Raw genomic sequence first — 17,789 nt, 5'->3', positions numbered from 1 at the left:
GCTACCGTTTAGCTGCACCGTAGACGCTGGCTTCTTCGAAGGGCCCGGAGGAAACTCCGGGCCCTTCGTGTGTCAGAACCGTGCCATGAGGAGGGATAACGTGCCGTCAATACCAGAGAGACGGTGGATACGCCGAACCTGCCCGCACAATGATGCTTATTTACGCTATTCTGGTCATATATAACGCGCAGAGCCTTCGACGGGCTGGGAAGAGGTGCCGACGGTGTATTGCAGCTTTTGCGGGAAAGAGATTCCCGACGAATCGACCTTTTGCGGCTATTGCGGCAAAAAGCTGGTGTACATCGGCGATCGCCCCGATTTCGAAGAAGACGGTTGGATGCCCGACGACGGTGAGGGCGCCCCGTATTTCGTCGTCCCCCATTGGAATTTCTACGGCGCCGCTACGCTGTGGGATGAAGAAGACGCCGAAGAGCCCCGTTCCGAAGAGGAAGCCGAGCCTGAGGGCGCTACGAGTGGAGAAGCGGCCTCTGATGATGCGGCGTCGGATGCCGACGCAGAGGTTGAGGAGATGGATGAGGTCGCTGACGTTGCGGCCGCCGAAGCCGATGCAGAGGTGGAGGAGTCCAAAGAGGGCGACGACGCCGAGGAGACGACCGAGGACGATGCTGACGACGAGGCCTTCGAGGAAGACGTCTTCGAAACCGACCTGGGCCCCGGTCCCGTATTGCCCGCCACCCAACCGCTTTCCAAGGAGGCCTTCCGGAACGCCGCTTCGAGCGGCGTGTACGTGCCCGCGCGGGCTGGTTCGGCGCAAAACGGCAAAGGCCGAGTAGCCGCCCCCGCTGTGGTGGGCATTGCCGTGGCGGCCCTGCTGGTGGGCGCGGTGGGCGCCTTTACCTTGGCAGATCCTCTCATGGAGTCGCTGGGTCTAAAGCAAGCCCCGGCTGCCGAGGCTCCCGCCGATAACGCCTCTGAGCAGGATGGCACAGGCGCCGATGGTGCCGCGGGCGAGACGCCCGAGGCGAACGAAGGAGACGCAAACGTCCCGGCCGAGGGCGATCAGGGCGAAGCCCAGGAGCAGGAACCGGCGGTGGAAACGGGCTTCGGATCCGCCAAGAAGCTGGTAGCTGCTCTGGAAACGCCGCTCTTCGATGCCCTGGGCGAGAATTTCTCCCATACCTCCATGCGCCTGTTGGCCATCGACGAGCTTGACTTTATGGTGCCCGCCTACGCTGAGGCCCTGGCCCGCGAGGCTGGGTATGCCACGGTTTCCGACTACGCGCGCAACGTCGAGGACGGTGACGCCAGCCAGTTCGGCAATTATGCCGGGACCTGGTCGTTCAAGCTCGAGCGCGGCAAGAAGTGCTCGGCGCGCACCATCGAGCGCATGGAGCGTCAGTACCAGCTGGCAGGGCTGGACCTGACCATCACGAAGGCATACAAAATCGAGGCGGTTACGGCCAACTATCCCTCGGACTACCAAAGCGAGAATGTCGACGATGAGGGCCTGTACCACAAAGTGACGCCCTACACGGCCGTACAGGTCGATGGGCGCTGGTATCTCTACACCGATGCCCTGGTGCCCGTTGATAGCGAGAAAGAGGAGTAGGGGGCTTCATGAACTGCCAATATTGCGGTCAGCCGCTTTCCGAGGACATGCTGTTCTGCACTCGCTGCGGTCGCCCTACGCCCTTGGCGGAGGAAACCGAGACGGCGTTCGTAGAGTCTCCCGAAACCACGGGCCCGCTGCCGCGCCTCGACGAGGAGGGCAATCCGGTAGTCGAGGCAGCTGAGGTTGACGAGACTGTTGCCGAGGCGGGCGAGGGCGAAGCGACGGCTGAGGCCGAGTCGGATGACGCTGGCGTGCAGGAAGAGGGCATCGTCGTTGCCGTCAACGGCGACGTTGCCAAGGACACCTCCGACGCCGAGCCCTCCGACGAGGTAGCCGCTGCGACGTTGGCTGACGATGAGGCTGCGGCCGATGTGCACCCTGACGACGGAGGTCAGGACGAGGCGGCTGAGGAATCCGATGATGCCCTGGTAGCCCCGGCGCCCGTTATCGCGGTGCATAAGAGCCGCGTGCCCCTGGTCATCGTCAGCATCATTGTGGCCCTCGTGGTGGGGTGCGCTTGCTTCGTCGGTGGGCTCTATGTGGCGAAGATGGGCCTCATCGAGGGCTTCCAGCCGGCGGCGGAGACGGCTCCAGCGCCGGAGCCGAGCGCTGAGAAAGAGGCCGCGGCCGCAGCGGCTGCCGCGGCTGAAGAGGAGGCAGCGGCCGAGGCCGAGGCCCTTGAGGAGGACGCCCCCGGCGCTGCCACCGCCGAAGAAGTGGCCGTGGCCGTGCAGGAGGGCTGGGAGGCCATGATCGCCGACGACTTCAACGAGGAGGCCTGCAACACCTGGATGCAGACGGTCATTGCCCTGCAGCCAACAGGGGTGGTGGAGGCCTACGATGCCCTGGTGGGCGTCGAGGGTGATTCGCTGCTGCCGCTGTATCTGTACGACGGCTTGCCCGAAGCCAACAAAGACGCCATCGAGGGCTTCCTTCAGGGCGATAGCGCGGCCGTGGCCGTGAAGAGCACCGTGGCCGACAAAACATCGCTGGCGTCGCTGAACGTGTACTTCGGCGATTTGGGCCAGAGCGTGGCCGGCCAGGTTGACGCTCTCGATCTTCCCTTCGACGCTTCCGAGGCCTTTGTGCTGGGTCTGGAGATTGCCCCTACGGGTGAAAGCTCACAGAGCAGTGAGACCCTTGCCATCAATGAGGGCACCCATGGGTACATGATCTACGAGTTCCAGGACCGCTGGTACCTGCTGGCCGCCCAGCTGGAGCGCGTCGACGTCTAGGAGCCGTGCCGCGCGTGAGTTCGGCTGCCCGTTCTGTTGCTGATCGTTCTTTCGGATTTGGCGGTCGAAGCACCCTCGGGTGACTGCGGCTGCCATCTTCCTGCTTCTGCCAGAGGCGTTCCGTGAAAGGAGCCGCTATGCTGTTCGCCGACATTACTCTTCTCGACGAGAACTTCGAGGTGCAGCCCCATCGCTGGGTAGGCGTGCGCGAGGGCCGGGTGGTCTATGTGGGCAGCGTGCCGCCTGCGCCCGATGAGGCGGCATCCTTCGGCGAAACCTATAACGGTGCGGGCAAGCTGCTCATGCCGGCGCTCTACAACGCCCACGCCCATGCACCCATGACCCTTCTGCGCGGCTACGCCGAGAACCTGCCGCTGCAGCGCTGGCTCGAGGAGAAGTGCTTCCCCTTCGAGGACAAAATGACGGCTGACGATTGCTATTGGGGCACCGTGCTGGCCTGCGCGGAAATGGCCCGCTTCGGGGTGGTCAGCTTTTCGGACATGTACTATGCCACGGAAAAGCGCTGCCAGGCGGTGCTTGAGGCGGGCATGAAGGCCAATATGTGCGAGGGCTTGGTGGCCTTCGAGGACAAGCCCTATGTCGACTATCCCATTGCCGCGCAAATGGAGGCGCTGGTACGTGACTGGCACGGAGCGGGGGAGGGCCGCATTCGCATCGACTACAACATTCACTCCGAGTACTTGTCCACCGAGCGCGTGTGCCGCGACATCGTGGATATCGTGCGTGGAACCGACTTGCGCCTTCACATCCACCTGTCGGAAACCCAGAAGGAAGTGGCCGAGTGCCGCGAGCGCCACGGTGGCCTCTCGCCGATGCAGTATTTCGAGGAGCTGGGCTTGTTCGATTTGCCGGTGACGGCGGCCCATTGCGTGTGGGTCGACGAGGACGACTTGGATATCCTGCAGGCCCACGGGGTGTTCGTGGCCAACAATCCTGCGTCCAACATGAAGCTGGGCAGCGGGTTCGCGCCTATTCCCGAGATGCTGCGCCGGGGCATTCCCGTGTGCCTGGGCTCCGATGGCATGGCCTCGAACAACAACCACAACTTGTTCCACGATATGTACCTGCAGGCACTCATCTACAAGGGGGCCAGCCTTGATCCCACGGCCGTCACGCCCCAGCAGGCGCTGGCCGCGGCCACCCGCGTAGGGGCCTTGTCCCAGGGGCGCCAGGATTGCGGTGTGGTGGCCGAGGGCATGCGGGCCGATCTGTGCGTGCTGGACATTACGGGCCCCTCGTGGTGCCCCGCGCCCGATCCGGTGTACAACGTGGTGTACGCCGGCAGCGGCAGCGACGTGGTGCTGACCCTGTGCGACGGGCGCGTGATCTACCGCGACGGCGCCTGGCCCACCATCGACGTGGAAGAGGCCAAGGCCCAGTGCGCCGCGCGTACGGCCCGCATTATCAGCGAGCTGTAGGAGTAGCAGGAGGCAAAATTTCTGCCACGTGCAGGGCGGCGCTGCGCTAAAGGTGGTGTCGTTGTCGGTTAAAGCGAGGGGTAGTGGGTAAAGTTTTGCTCTCAGAATGCCCCGGCTATCCACAGGGCTCTTCCCGTCTGCAGCTGGCAAGTTAAAAACCCTGTTGCAGCCAACGAAAAGGCCGGAGGGCGGGTGCCCTCCGGCCTTTGCTACTTGGCGTCCGGCGCTCTTGGTGGCAGCCGCTAGTTGCCGGCGGCGCGAGCGGCCTCGTAGACCTCCACCAGCTTCTTCGTTACGTCGTGGGGCGCCTGCTCGTAGCCTTCGAGCTCCAGGGTGTAGGAGCCGGAGCCGCGGGTCATGGAGCGCAGGTCCTTCGTGTAGTTGATCACCTCGGCGTAGGGAGCGCGCATCTTGATGATGGTCTCGCCGGCGGCGAAGCCCGCGTCGGTGCCCACAATGCGGCCGCGGCGCGTGGAGATATCGCCCATGATGGTGCCGGCGTACTCTTCGCCCACCGTTACCTCCAGCGTGGCCCAGGGCTCCAGGATGATGGGATCGGCCTGGGCGCAGCAGGCGCGGAAGCCGATGCGGGCCGCCGTCTTGAAGGCCATTTCGTTGGAATCCACGGAATGGTAGGAGCCGTCGAATACGGTGCACTTGATGTCCACCATGGGGTAGCCGGCCAAGAAGCCCTCTTCCATGGCCTCGCGCACGCCCTTGTCCACGGCGGGAATGAGGCCGCCCGGAATGGCGCCGCCCTTGATCTCGTCCACGAACTCGTAGCCTTCGCCGGGGATGGGGGCCACGCGCAGCCAGCAGTCGCCGAACTGGCCGGCACCGCCGGTCTGCTTCTTGTGGCGTCCCTGGGCCTCGGCCGACTTCGTAATGGTCTCGCGGTAGGGGATGCGCACGGGCACCAGCTTCGCCTCCACGCCCGACTGCTCCTTCAGGCGCGCCAGCAGCATGTCCACCTGGGTCTCGCCCATGGCGTGGATGATGGTCTGGTGGGTGTCCTCGTCGCGCGTGATGCGCAGCGTGGGATCGGCTTCGGCGGCGCGGGCCAGGAAGGTGCCCAGCTTGTCCTCTTCCTTCTTCGAGACCGCCTCGATGGCCACGGGGTACAGCGGCTCGGGCAGGGGCAGCGGCTCGATGGCGATGGTGCCCTCGCAGGACAGGGTGTCGCCGGCGCGCACGTCGGTCAGCTTCGGCACGACCACAATGTCGCCGGCCTTCGCGCTCTTCACGTCCATGGGCTCCTTGCCCATCATCACCTGGATCTTGCCCAGGCGCTCTTTCTTGCCCGTGCGGCCGCACACCAGCTCCAGGCCGGGCTCCAGGTAGCCGGAGATAACCTTCAGGAAGGTAAGGCGCCCGACGAACGGGTCCGAGATGGTCTTGAAGGCGAAGGCGCAGGGCGGCTTGGTCTCGTCGATGCGCACAGTGACGTCGTCGGCCATCTGGAAGCGGCCGTGGCTGCGCGGGTGCGGGAAGTAGGTGCAGATGTCCTCCATGAGGCCCTGGATGCCCTGCTTGATGATGGTGGAGCCCACGAACACGGGGATGACCAGCTCCTGGGCGATGGCCTTGTCCAGCAGGTTTTCCAGCTCCTCCTGGGTCAGCTGCTCTTCGCCGTCCAGGTACTTCATCATCAGCTCGTCGTCGGCCTCGGCCACCAAGTCGCACAGCTTGTCGCGGGCGTTGCGGGCCTCTTCCTGGTATTTCGCGTCCAGGGTGTCCACGTCTTCCACGCGCTCGGCGGTGCCGTCGGCGTCGAAGTAGCGAGCCTTCATGCGGATGATGTCGATGACGCCCTTGAAGTCGGGGCCCTGGCCGATGGGGATGGTGACCGGGCCCAGGCGGCCGCCGAAGCGAGCGTGCAACAGCGCCATGGCGGCGTCGAAGTTCGCGCCCTCACGGTCGATGTGGTTGATGTACACGGCGCGGGACAGGCGCATGTCCTCGGCTTCGCGCCACAGCTTCGTGGTCATGACGCCCGGGCCGTCGACGGCGTCCACCACGAACAGCGCCATTTCGGCGGCCTGCATGGTGGCCAGCGTGTCGCCGATGAAATCGGGATGGCCCGAGGTGTCCAGCACGTTGATCTTGTAGTCCTTGTAGGGGATGGGCGCAATGGAGGTGGAGATGGTGAACTTGCGCTTGATCTCCTCGGGATCGTAGTCCAGGTACGACTTGCCGTCATGGGTGGTGCCCATGCGCGGGGTCTTGCCAGAAACGAAGAGCATGGCCTCGGCCAGTGAGGTTTTGCCGGCGCCATCCTGTCCCACCAGGACGATGTTTCTGACGTGTTCGGGAGCCGGAGCTGCCATGGGCGACCACCTACCTTCCTTATAGCGGGACGCGCGCGCCCTCTGCGCGCCGCATTCCCGAGGATGTACCGAGTACCCGTTCGCCCGAGCCGAAGATGGCGCCTGCCGGCCGAGGGTGCCAGGCGGATGTCAGTGCCCGAAGACTCTCGGGCGCTCGCGTGGCAGGCGTCTCCTGCAGGTGCCTGCGATTGGCGGAAGGCCTAAGGTCCGCGAGCCGGAGCCGACATCTGCTGACCTGAGACGTCTCCCGCAGGTGCCTGCGATTGGCGGAAGGCCAGCTGGCACGAGCTTGCTTGCCCACGGCTGGCGGGGAACCGGGGTGTCCCAAGGCCAGGTGCGCCAGGGTGCGGCGCTCGGCTGTCCGTGGCTGGGGCATCGAGCGCCCGACTGCCTCTGCAAAAGACGAGTTGCTCCTCACCCTCCCATGGGCCGCTTGTTGACACAGCGACAGCGAGCGGCATCTTTTCGGCGGCGAACGGTATTTTCCTCTGACGCCATATTAGCAGAGCCGCAAGGAGCTACAGCTCCCATTGCCGAATTTCTCCCCCAGCTTTTGACGACCATGCCCGAGGCGACGAGGGTCCTTCAAGTCCCAGGCCTCTTACGGCAGTGAGAGGGGGGTTCTCGCCTCCCGCTGGCCTACCGCAGCGAGGGGACTTCACGTCCCATGGGCCGCGAACTCTTGCTCGTCAGCAAGCCTTTCACTAATCTCCAGCGACGGAAGATGCTAGTCAATGGGCCACCGATCGTTTCGGGGTGGCAGGAAAGCGCCTGATAGTTGGCAGCCTACCGGCTCTCGGGCCCCATTGATGGAAATCGTTCTGCGATTGACCACTGATAGTCTGCATTTCCGCTGCCGGGTGGCGTAAGTTCCAGAATGCGTCACTTTGGTTCCTTTCGCGTAGGCAAAACTGTCCACTTCGGTTCCCTCTGTTTGAGAAATCCCAGGTCGCACGAGTTCGATTGCCGTCGCGGGGAGACCAAAGCGGTTGGTTTTGGAATCTAGTGCGACTTCTCCCCGAATAGGCAGCGGTGATGGTGCGCTTTGCTGCCCAGCATCGTGAGGTCCCGGTACTTCCCTGGAGACTCCGCACCTCCTCTGGAGGCCTGGCCGCTCTTCCCAGGAGATTCCGCAACCCTCCCCTGGAGGTGCCGCAGCGCCCCCGAAAGATCCCCCCTCTGGAGGCTTCGCGCCTCCCTGGAGGTTCCGTGCCCCGTTGGAGGTTCCAGCCCTTCTCTGGAGGCGGGGATTGCGGCGGGCTTTGCCGCGCAGCATCGTTAAGCCCCTCAGGGCACGACCTCTCGGAAAGCGGTACGGGCCAGGAGCTCGGCAACGTTTCTCCTCGAGCGCCATGTGGGTCTCACGCAATGATCCCCTAGAAAGGAGGCTCTATGAGCAAGCTTCTTCTGTTTGGGTCATCGGCTCTGATCTACTACGATCATTGTCGATCGTTGCCCCGCGTTTCCGTTTCAGGGCCGGATCTTGCCGCCGCCGATTTTGCGCCCACGGCTGCGATGGTGCGTTACGCCCTTCGCGCGGTACCGTCCCTTGCCGTGCCTCTTCATGTCAGTGTTTTCGCCGAGCACGAACGGCGGCAAAAAGTGGCGCGTTGCCACGTGGCTCCGACTTCGGTGCGAGATGCCTCCTTTGGTCGAGTGGCTGAAGGTCTCTTCGTGCCATCTCCCGGTTTGGCCTTGGCCCAGTACGGTCGCGGACGGACGCTGCCCGATATGGTGTTGCGGGGCATGGCGCTGTGCTCGTGCTATGCCCTCGATGAGCAAGATTGCCTGGTGGAGCGCATTCCTCTTACCGACCCGTCAGCCTTGGAGCGTGCAACGCGGCTCCATCGGGATGTCCCTGGCTGTCGTCTTGCACGTGAGGCGCTTCCCTGGATGGTGTCGGGTGCCGCATCCCCGCGTGAAGCGGCCCTGGCTGCCATTCTCGCTCTTCCGCCTCGTTATGGCGGCTACGGATTTCCCAAACCGAAGTTGAATGCGCGCATCGACCTTCCCCGCAAGGCCCAAGGTCTTGCCGACACTGCCTATTATGTGGCCGACTTTCTCTGGGAGGAGCAGCGCGTCGTCCTTGAGTACGACAGTGATGCGTTCCACCTGACTTCTGAGCGCCATCATCATGATACGGTGCGTCGCGGCGTGCTCGAGTCCTTAGGCTATCGGGTGATTGGCGTAACACGCATGCAGCTCAATGTGCGGGGCGAAATGGACAAGGTGGCTGTCGTGCTGTCTCGGGCGCTCAAGCGACCTTTGCGGATTCGCGCCCAACGGTTTCGTTCGCAGCAAGCCGAGCTTTGGCGAATTGCCGGCCTCGGCGCCAGCAGCCAATGGCAGTGAGGTGCTTTGGGGTGCTGATGAGGGGGAGGTGGACGCCCAAGGCAGACGCTTTGGTGTTCGGAGGCTTAATGGGGCGGAAGCGAGGTTGCGAAATCAGACGCTTTGGTACCCGACGAGCCATGAAGGTGGGGCAAAGCTCCAGAGCTGGATGCTTTGGTACCCAGCGAGCCATGGGGGTGAGGGCGAAGTTCCAGAAAAGAGTGGTCTGGTACCCGGCAGACTGTGGGGGGATGGGGCACGGTTCCAGAACCAGGCGGTTTGGTACCCATTGAGCCATGGGGGTGAGGGTAAGGTTCCAGAACCGGGCGGTTTGGTCCCTTCGCTGGTGGCACAATTGGTCACTTTGGTACCCATGTCCCGCAAAAGCCCAGGTCAGTTTTTGCAGTCTGCAGAGCACGGGGAACCAAACCCCCCGTTTTGGGAACTTGGGTTGGCCGGCTGCCCCTCCTGGCCCCGCGTCCCCATCTCGCCTCGGGCTTGGGGCGAGGGCGCCTCAAGCCCGCACCCGGAGCCGCCCTTGCGCCTGGAGCCCCCCGCTGCTGCTGCCCTCGCGCCTGCGTTCCGGGCCGCCCGCCTCTTGTGCTTGCGCCTGGAGCCGCCCGGGCCCGCCCCCCCCTCGCGCCCGGTACGCGCCCGCAGCCCCACGGCTCTCCTCGCACCCGCGGCGCCTCACCTCGGTACCCCGCCTACGCGGGCATTTTCCAAAAAACTTCCATAGCTGGTGAAAATTTTTCTTGACACAGCTAGTCAGCCTTAGTATCGTATCGACCCGTTACGCATTTTTCAATTTTGCGATGGATGTGAAGGAGGAACAGCCTCGTGGCAAAGGATAAGAAATCCGCTCCCACCAGCCTTTACAGGGATCGCCGAAGCTTCGCGAAGATTCCGGACGTTATGGACGTCCCCAATCTGATCGCCATCCAGACGGAAAGCTTCGACTGGTTCAAGAACGAGGGCCTGGCCCAGGCGTTCGCCGATGTGTGCCCCATTGAGAACAACACCGGCGACATGTGCGTCGAGTTCGGCAAGCATCATTTTGGCGAGCCCAAGTACACCGTGGACGAGTGCAAGGAGAAGGACGTCTCCTATCAGGCGCCGCTCTTTGTCGAGATCCGCTTCATCAACCGCGAGACCGGCGAGATCAAGGAGCAGGAGGTGTTCATGGGCGACTTCCCGCTCATGACCCCGCGCGGCACCTTCATCATCAACGGCACCGAGCGCGTCGTGGTTTCCCAGCTGGTTCGTTCGCCGGGCGTGTACTTCGCCTCCGAGCGCGACAAAACCTCCGACAAGACCATCTACAACGCGAAGGTCATCCCCTCCCGCGGTGCGTGGCTCGAGTTCGAGACCGACAAGCGCGATCTGCTCTCCGTGCGCATCGACCGCAAGCGCAAGCAGCCGGCCACCCTGCTGGTGCGCGCTCTGGGCCTGGCGGAAACCCGCGAGGAGATCATCGAGCTGCTCGGTTCCTCCGAGATGGTGCTGCGCACGCTGGATCGTGACCCGGCCACCACGAAGGAAGAGTCGCTTATCGAGCTGTACAAGCGCTTCCGTCCTGGCGAGCCGCCCACCATCGACTCGGCCCGTACGCTGCTTGAGGGTCTGTTCTTCAACCCGCAGCGCTATGACCTGGCGAAGGTCGGCCGCTACAAGATGGACAAGAAGCTGGGCTTCACGCCCGAGGAGAACGACTCCTCCACGCTGACCGATGAGGACATCGTCCGCACCATGCGCTACATCATCGGCCTGCACAACGGCGACGAGGGCTTTGCCACCGACGACATCGACCACTTCGGCAACCGCCGCATCCGCTCCGTGGGCGAGCTGATCCAGAACCAGTTCCGCATCGGCCTGTCCCGTATGGAGCGCGTGGTGCGCGAGCGCATGTCCATGCAGGAGCCCGACGAGATCACGCCGCAGTCCCTGGTGAACATCCGCCCCATCGTGGCCGCCATCAAGGAATTCTTCGGCTCCTCGCAGCTGTCCCAGTTCATGGACCAGACGAACCCCGCCGCCGGCATTACCCACAAGCGCCGTCTGTCGGCTCTGGGCCCGGGCGGTCTGTCCCGCGAGCGCGCCGGCTTCGAGGTGCGCGACGTTCACACCTCGCACTACGGCCGCATGTGCCCCATCGAGACGCCTGAAGGCCCGAACATCGGCCTGATCGGCTCGCTGGCTGCCTATGGCCGCATCAACCCCTACGGCTTCATCGAGACGCCCTACCGCCGCGTGGTGGACGGCAAGGTCACCGACGACATCGACTACCTGACCGCCGATGAGGAGGAGAACTTCACCATCGCCCAGGCCAACGACTTGTTCGACCTGGAAACCCGCGAGTTCGGCTACACCGACGAGGACGGCGTGTTCCACAAGTCCACCCGCGTTCTGGCCCGTACCACCGACACCAACGGCGTGTTCGGCGAGGCCATGGACGTGCCGCCCGAGCAGGTGGACTACATGGACGTGTCCCCGCGCCAGATGACCTCGGTGGCTACCTCGCTCATTCCGTTCCTCGAGCACGACGACGCCAACCGCGCCCTCATGGGTTCGAACATGCAGCGTCAGGCCGTGCCGCTGCTGCGCCCCTCGGCGCCGCTGGTGGGTACCGGCATCGAGCACCGCATTGCCGTCGACTCCGGCGAGATCCTCGTGGCTCAGCGCCCCGGCGTGGTGGACTACGTGGACGGCCAGACCATCATCATCCTGAACGATGACGGCGAGTACGACGAGTACCTCATTCCGAAGTTCCAGCGCTCCAACCAGTCCGGTTGCATCAACCACCGCCCCATCGTTCGCAAGGGCGACGAGGTGCAGCCCGGCGACGTGCTGGCCGACGGCCCCTCCTGCGACGGCGGCGAGCTGGCCCTGGGTCAGAACCTCATGATCGCCTACATGCCTTGGGAAGGCTACAACTACGAGGACGCTATCATCGTGTCCGAGCGCGTGGTGGCCGAGGACCTGCTTACCTCCATCCACATCTCCGAGTACGAGGTTGACGCTCGCGATACGAAGCTCGGCCCCGAGGAGATCACCCGCGAGATTCCGAACATCTCCGAGGACATGATCTCCGACCTGGACGCCGACGGCATCATTCGCGTGGGCGCCGAGGTGTTCCCGGGCGACGTGCTGGTGGGCAAGGTCACCCCGAAGGGCGAGACCGAGCTCACCGCCGAGGAACGCCTGCTGCGCGCCATCTTCGGCGAGAAGGCCCGCGAGGTGCGCGATACGTCGCTGAAGGTGCCCCACGGCTCCGGCGGCCGCGTCATCGGCATCTACCGCACGTCCCGCGAGAACGGCGACGATCTGGCCCCCGGCGTGAACGAGCTTGTGCGCATCTACGTGGCTCAGAAGCGTAAGGTCCAGCAGGGCGACAAGCTGTCCGGTCGTCACGGCAACAAGGGTGTTATCTCCCGCGTGCTGCCCGTGGAGGACATGCCCTACCTGGCCGACGGTACTCCCATCGACGTTATCCTGAACCCCCTGGGCGTGCCTTCCCGTATGAACGTGGGTCAGCTGCTTGAGAACCACCTGGGCTGGGCCGCGAAGTGGGGCTGGTCCGACGCCGAGGACACCACCGAGGTCGTTGAGGGCCCCATTCACGTGGCCACGCCCGTGTTCGACGGCGCCACTGAGGAGGAAATCTCCGACGCCATCGTGAAGGCCAACCGCAACCTCATCAACATCAACCATGCCAAGTACGGCGACATGGCCCGCGACGAGCTGGTGCCCCAGCTCACTCCCACCGGTAAGACGTGGCTGTACGATGGCCGCACCGGCGAGAAGTTCCGCGAGCCCATCACCGTCGGCCAGACCTACATCCTGAAGCTGGGTCACATGGTGGACGACAAGATCCACGCCCGCTCGACCGGCCCCTACAGCCTCATCACCCAGCAGCCGCTGGGCGGCAAGGCTCAGTTCGGCGGCCAGCGCTTCGGCGAGATGGAGGTGTGGGCCCTGTACGCCTACGGTGCCTCCAACGTGCTGCAGGAGATCCTCACGGTGAAGTCCGACGACACTTCGGGCCGCGTGAAGAGCTACGAGGCCATCGTGAAGGGCGAGAACATCCCCGCCCCCGAGGTGCCCGAGTCCTTCAAGGTTCTGGTGAAGGAAATGAAGTCGCTGTGCCTGAACATCGAGCTGGAGGGCCACGATATGCAGCCCATCAGCGAGGATGAGCACGACGATATCGACGTGGACCAGGCGCTGTACGCCGCCCTGGCCGCGGATGCCAAGAAGACCGAAGACGAAGAGGCCAACGCCATCGACGCCATTGCCGCCGAGCTGGGCGATCTGATGAGCGGTCTTGAGTCCGACCTGAACACCGATCTCATCGGTGGCGGAGAGGAGGCCTAAGCATGACGGAATTCGACGTCAATAACTTCGATGCCCTGCGCATTTCGCTCGCTTCCGCCGAAGACGTGCGCGGTTGGTCCCGTGGCGAGGTAAAGAAGCCCGAGACCATCAACTACCGTACCCTGAAGCCCGAGAAGGACGGCCTGTACTGCGAGAAGATCTTCGGTCCCACCAAGGACTGGGAGTGCGCCTGCGGCAAGTACAAGCGTGTGCGCTTCAAGGGCATTGTCTGCGAGCGCTGCGGCGTTGAGGTCACGCGCTCCAAGGTGCGCCGCGAGCGCATGGGCCACATCGAGCTGGCCGCGCCCGTGTCTCACATCTGGTACTTCAAGGGTTCGCCCTCTCGCCTGGGCTATCTGCTGGATATTCCGCCGAAGGAGCTTGAGAAGGTCCTGTACTTCGCCAGCTCCATCATCACCTCGGTGGACAAGGAGGCCCGCGAGGAGGATATCGACGATCTGCGCGACGAGCTGGCCGCCGACCTGGAAGAGCTGGACGCCGAGCGCGACCGTCTCATCGAGGCCACCCGCAAGCTGTCCACCGACTACGTGCCGGAAGAGGACGACTTCGTGGACGACCTGGACGACGACGAGCGTCTGACCCCCGAAGAAGTGGACGAGGAAATCGCCGACATCTACGAGGAGTTCAACGAGCGCAAGGCCCTGCGCCAGGACGCCTTCGACGCCTTCCTGAAGATCGAGCCGAAGCAGCTGGTGCCCGACGAGGCCCTGTACCGCGAGATGCGCGCCAACTACCGCGACTACTTCACCGGCGGCATGGGCGCCGAGTCGGTGCGCGACCTGCTGGACGCCATCGACCTGGAGGCCACGTCCGAGGAGCTGCGCGAGGTCATTGCCACGGGCAAGGGCCAGAAGCGCGCCAAGGCCGTGAAGCGCCTGAAGGTGGTCGACGCCTTCCTGAAGTCCGACAACAAGCCTTCCGGCATGATTCTCGACGTCATCCCGGTTATCCCGCCCGACCTGCGCCCCATGGTGCAGCTGGACGGCGGTCGCTTCGCCACGTCGGACCTGAATGATCTGTACCGTCGCGTCATCAACCGCAACAACCGCCTGAAGCGCCTGCTGGACCTGGGCGCTCCGGAAATCATCATCAACAACGAGAAGCGCATGCTGCAGGAGGCGGTGGACTCCCTGTTCGACAACGGCCGTCGCGGCCGTCCCGTCACGGGCCCGGGCAACCGTCCGCTGAAGTCCATCTCCGACATGCTCAAGGGCAAGCAGGGCCGCTTCCGTCAGAACCTGCTGGGCAAGCGCGTTGACTACTCCGGCCGTTCGGTAATCGTCGTGGGCCCGCAGCTGAAGCTGCACCAGTGCGGTCTGCCCTCCCAGATGGCTCTGGAGCTGTTCAAGCCCTTCGTTATGAAGCGCCTGGTAGAGCTCGAGTACGCTGCCAACATCAAGGCCGCCAAGCGCGCCGTGGACCGTGGCGCCAGCTACGTGTGGGACGTGCTGGAAGAGGTCATCGCCGAGCATCCCGTGCTGCTGAACCGCGCCCCAACCCTGCACCGTCTGGGCATCCAGGCCTTCGAGCCGGTGCTGGTCGAGGGCAAGGCCATCAAGCTGCACCCGCTGGTCTGCACCGCCTTCAACGCCGACTTCGACGGCGACCAGATGGCTGTGCACGTGCCCCTGGGCGCCGAGGCTCAGGCCGAGGCCCGCGTGCTCATGCTGTCCTCCAACAACATCAAGTCTCCCGCCCATGGCCACCCGCTGACCGTGCCTACCCAGGACATGATCATCGGCCTGTACTACCTGACGGCCGTGCGCGACGGCTTCCCGGGCGAGGGCCGCGTGTTCGTCGATCCGGAAGACGCTCAGAACGCCTACGACGCCCGCGCCGATCTGGACCTGCAGGCCAAGATCCAGGTGCGTCTGCCGCGCGACATGAAGGTGGCCACCGCCTTCGGCGAGTTCGAGGATCACAAGGCCGGCGAGCGCATCGAGACCTCGGTGGGCCGCATCATCTTCAACGACGTGCTGCCCGACGACTACCCCTTCTTGAACTATGAGATGAACAAGAAGGAGATCAGCCGCCTGGTGGAGGACGTTACCAACACCTACGAGCTGTCCGAAGTGCCGCCCATCCTGGACGGTCTGAAGGACGCTGGCTTCCACTACGCTACCCGCGCCGGCGTTACCGTTTCGGTGTACGACGCCACCATCCCGCCCTCCAAGCCGGCCATTCTGGCCCAGGCCGACGAGCGCGTGGCTGCCATCGATGACGACTACGAGATGGGCCTTATGTCCAACGAGGAGCGTCACAAGCAGGTCGTCGACATCTGGAACGACGCCAACGAAGAGGTCGGCGAGGCCATGGCCGAGAACTTCGACAAGTTCAACCCCATCTACATGATGGCCTTCTCCGGTGCTCGAGGCAACATCAAGCAGATTCGTCAGCTGGCCGGTATGCGCGGCCTGATGTCCGACCCGAAGGGCGAGATCATCGACCGTCCTATTAAGGCTAACTTCCGCGAGGGCCTGTCCGTACTGGAGTACTTCATCTCCACCCACGGCGCTCGTAAGGGTCTGGCCGACACGGCTCTGCGTACTGCCGACTCCGGTTACCTGACCCGTCGTCTGGTGGACGTGGCCCAGGACGTTATCATCCGCGAGATCGACTGCGGCACCACCGAGGGCGTGCCCTACCACGTGCGCAACGAGAAGAACGAGGTGGACGAGAACCTCATCGGTCGCTGCCTTCTGGAGGACGTGGTGGATCCCGAGACCGGCGAGATTCTGGCCGATGCGGGCACCTACCTGCACTCCATGGCCCAGCTGCGTCAGATCGATGCCGCCGGCATCGAGCAGGTGGTTATCCGCACCATCATGACCTGCCATGCCGAGCACGGCGTCTGCCAGAAGTGCTACGGCTGGGATCTGGCCACGGCCCGTCCGGTGAACATCGGCACGGCCGTGGGCATCATCGCCGCCCAGTCCATTGGCGAGCCCGGCACCCAGCTGACCATGCGTACGTTCCACACCGGCGGCGTTGCCGGCGAGGACATTACCCACGGTCTGCCTCGTGTTCAGGAGCTGTTTGAGGCCCGCAAGCCCAAGGGCCAGGCGGTGCTGGCGGAGATCTCCGGCGTCATGCAGGTGACGGGCGACAAGATGTCCAAGACCATCACCATCCACGACCAGGAGGGCAACTACCGCGAGTACGTGGTCAGCGCCCGCGCCCAGCTGCTGCCGGGCATCTACGACGGGTGCGAGGTGCGCGTGGGCCAGCAGCTCACCAAGGGTTCGGTGAACCCCCACGACCTGCTGCGTCTGACCGACCCCAACACCACGCTGCGCTACATCGTGGGCCAGGTCCAGGACGTGTACGTGTCCCAGGGCGTGGACATCAATGACAAGCACATCGAGGTTATCGCGCGCCAGATGCTGCGCAAGGTGGCCGTCATCGACGCCGGCGACTCCGACTTCCTGCCGGGTCGTCAGGTGAATCGCTTTGAGTTCGAGAAGGTGGCCAACGAGCTGATCGCCGAGGGTAAGGAGCCCCCGGTGGGCCAGCCGCTGCTGCTCGGCATCACCAAGGCCTCGCTGGCAACGGATTCGTGGCTGTCCGCCGCGTCGTTCCAGGAGACCACCAAGGTGCTGACCGACGCCGCCATCGAGGGCAAGACCGATTACCTGGCCGGCCTCAAGGAGAACGTCATCATCGGCAAGCCCATCCCGGCGGGTACCGGCCTCAAGCGCTACCGCGACGTGCGCCTGACCTACAAGGGCCGTCCGGTGGAGCGCGTCAACGGCGATTCGCTGCCCGACTTCGCACCGGATGCCCTGCGCGAGATCGAGGAGCTGCTGCCGCAGCCCCAGGATTGGTCGCTCGATACCGACGGCTACTTCAACTCCACGGGCTCCTTCGGCGGCTACTACAGTGCTCTGTCCGGCCACCGCGGTCATAACCTGTCCGACGAGGATGCTCGCCTGTACATTTACGACGATCTGGGCGTGTCCCAGCGTTGGGCGAACAAGTTCTCCGAGGCGGGTATCGAGACCGTGGCCGACCTGCTCGGTCACACCGAGGAAGACCTGCTGCGCATCGAGGGCATCGGCGTGAAGGCCATCGAGGAGCTGAAGGAAGGCCTGGAGGCCCGCGATCTCATGCATGTGATCGAGGACGACCTGGCTGCCTCTTCGGACGACATGAGCCAGCTGCTCGACATGGTGTTCTCGCCCGACGACACCATCCTCATCGGCGGCGATGAGCCGGCGACGTTCAACACCGACGGCGAGGAGATGCTCGGCGAGGCTCTGCCGCCGCGCTCCTACCAGCGCAACCTGGAAGAGCTCGACGCTCTGCTGGGTTCCGTGGGCTCGCTGGGTGGTCTGGGCTTCGGCGTGACCAGCGCCGAGGACGAGGCTGCCAGCAACGCGGCCATGGAGGACGGCGAGGAATAAGGCTGTTCCGCCCGTTCTTTGGGATGGGCAACCTGATGCGTCACCCAGAAAGGGGCGGTCCGAGGACCGCCCCTTTTTCGTGCCTG

7 protein-coding genes are annotated in these 17,789 nt (G+C 64.2%); 6 read left to right on the top strand and 1 reads right to left on the bottom strand.

Going from position 1 to position 17,789, the window contains the following annotated elements; translation table 11 throughout:
* Window positions 1-223 precede the first annotated feature (223 nt).
* The 3 genes from PZH32_RS00500 to PZH32_RS00490 all read left to right on the top strand — a co-directional run bounded on the left by PZH32_RS00500 (window position 224) and on the right by PZH32_RS00490 (window position 4,247).
* Window positions 224-1,570, top strand: coding sequence for a zinc ribbon domain-containing protein (locus PZH32_RS00500; RefSeq protein ID WP_275205676.1), 1,347 nt, complete (start codon window positions 224-226; stop codon window positions 1,568-1,570).
* An 8-nt stretch (window positions 1,571-1,578) separates the two neighbouring features.
* On the top strand, window positions 1,579-2,808 hold the full coding sequence (locus tag PZH32_RS00495) for a zinc ribbon domain-containing protein (protein ID WP_275205675.1): 1,230 nt from the start codon (window positions 1,579-1,581) through the stop codon (window positions 2,806-2,808).
* Window positions 2,809-2,945: 137 nt separating this feature from the next.
* On the top strand, window positions 2,946-4,247 hold the full coding sequence (locus PZH32_RS00490) for an amidohydrolase (RefSeq protein WP_275205674.1): 1,302 nt from the start codon (window positions 2,946-2,948) through the stop codon (window positions 4,245-4,247).
* 242 nt (window positions 4,248-4,489) lie between these two features.
* On the opposite strand, the gene fusA is transcribed toward PZH32_RS00490, so the two are convergent.
* Window positions 4,490-6,574, bottom strand: coding sequence for an elongation factor G (gene fusA / locus PZH32_RS00485; protein WP_275205673.1), 2,085 nt, complete (start codon window positions 6,572-6,574; stop codon window positions 4,490-4,492).
* A 1,392-nt stretch (window positions 6,575-7,966) separates the two neighbouring features.
* Between fusA and PZH32_RS00480 the strand changes: the two genes are divergently transcribed.
* From PZH32_RS00480 to PZH32_RS00470, 3 genes are all read left to right on the top strand, one after another.
* A complete protein-coding gene (locus PZH32_RS00480) occupies window positions 7,967-8,926 on the top strand; it encodes a DUF559 domain-containing protein (RefSeq protein WP_275205672.1) in 960 nt (319 codons plus the stop codon).
* Window positions 8,927-9,820: 894 nt separating this feature from the next.
* Window positions 9,821-13,279, top strand: a complete 3,459-nt coding sequence (locus PZH32_RS00475; protein WP_428994015.1) for a DNA-directed RNA polymerase subunit beta — start codon at window positions 9,821-9,823, stop codon at window positions 13,277-13,279.
* A 2-nt stretch (window positions 13,280-13,281) separates the two neighbouring features.
* Window positions 13,282-17,703: a DNA-directed RNA polymerase subunit beta' gene (locus PZH32_RS00470; protein ID WP_275205670.1), complete on the top strand. Its 4,422-nt coding sequence runs from the start codon at window positions 13,282-13,284 to the stop codon at window positions 17,701-17,703.
* The last annotated feature ends 86 nt before the right edge of the window (window positions 17,704-17,789 follow it).

The organism is Adlercreutzia equolifaciens (assembly GCF_029076695.1).
In the GTDB taxonomy this organism is placed as follows: domain Bacteria; phylum Actinomycetota; class Coriobacteriia; order Coriobacteriales; family Eggerthellaceae; genus Adlercreutzia; species Adlercreutzia equolifaciens_A.
The sequence above is the reverse complement of the archived record's forward strand: the minus strand, read 5'-3'. Positions and strand labels throughout refer to the sequence as shown.

Coding starts and splice junctions, on each gene's coding strand:
- PZH32_RS00495 (WP_275205675.1), top strand. CDS start 1,579: ATGAACTGCCAATATTGCGGTCAGCCGCTTTCCGAGGACATGCTGTTC.
- PZH32_RS00490 (WP_275205674.1), top strand. CDS start 2,946: ATGCTGTTCGCCGACATTACTCTTCTCGACGAGAACTTCGAGGTGCAG.
- fusA (WP_275205673.1), bottom strand. CDS start 6,574: ATGGCAGCTCCGGCTCCCGAACACGTCAGAAACATCGTCCTGGTGGGA.
- PZH32_RS00480 (WP_275205672.1), top strand. CDS start 7,967: ATGAGCAAGCTTCTTCTGTTTGGGTCATCGGCTCTGATCTACTACGAT.
- PZH32_RS00475 (WP_428994015.1), top strand. CDS start 9,821: ATGGACGTCCCCAATCTGATCGCCATCCAGACGGAAAGCTTCGACTGG.
- PZH32_RS00470 (WP_275205670.1), top strand. CDS start 13,282: ATGACGGAATTCGACGTCAATAACTTCGATGCCCTGCGCATTTCGCTC.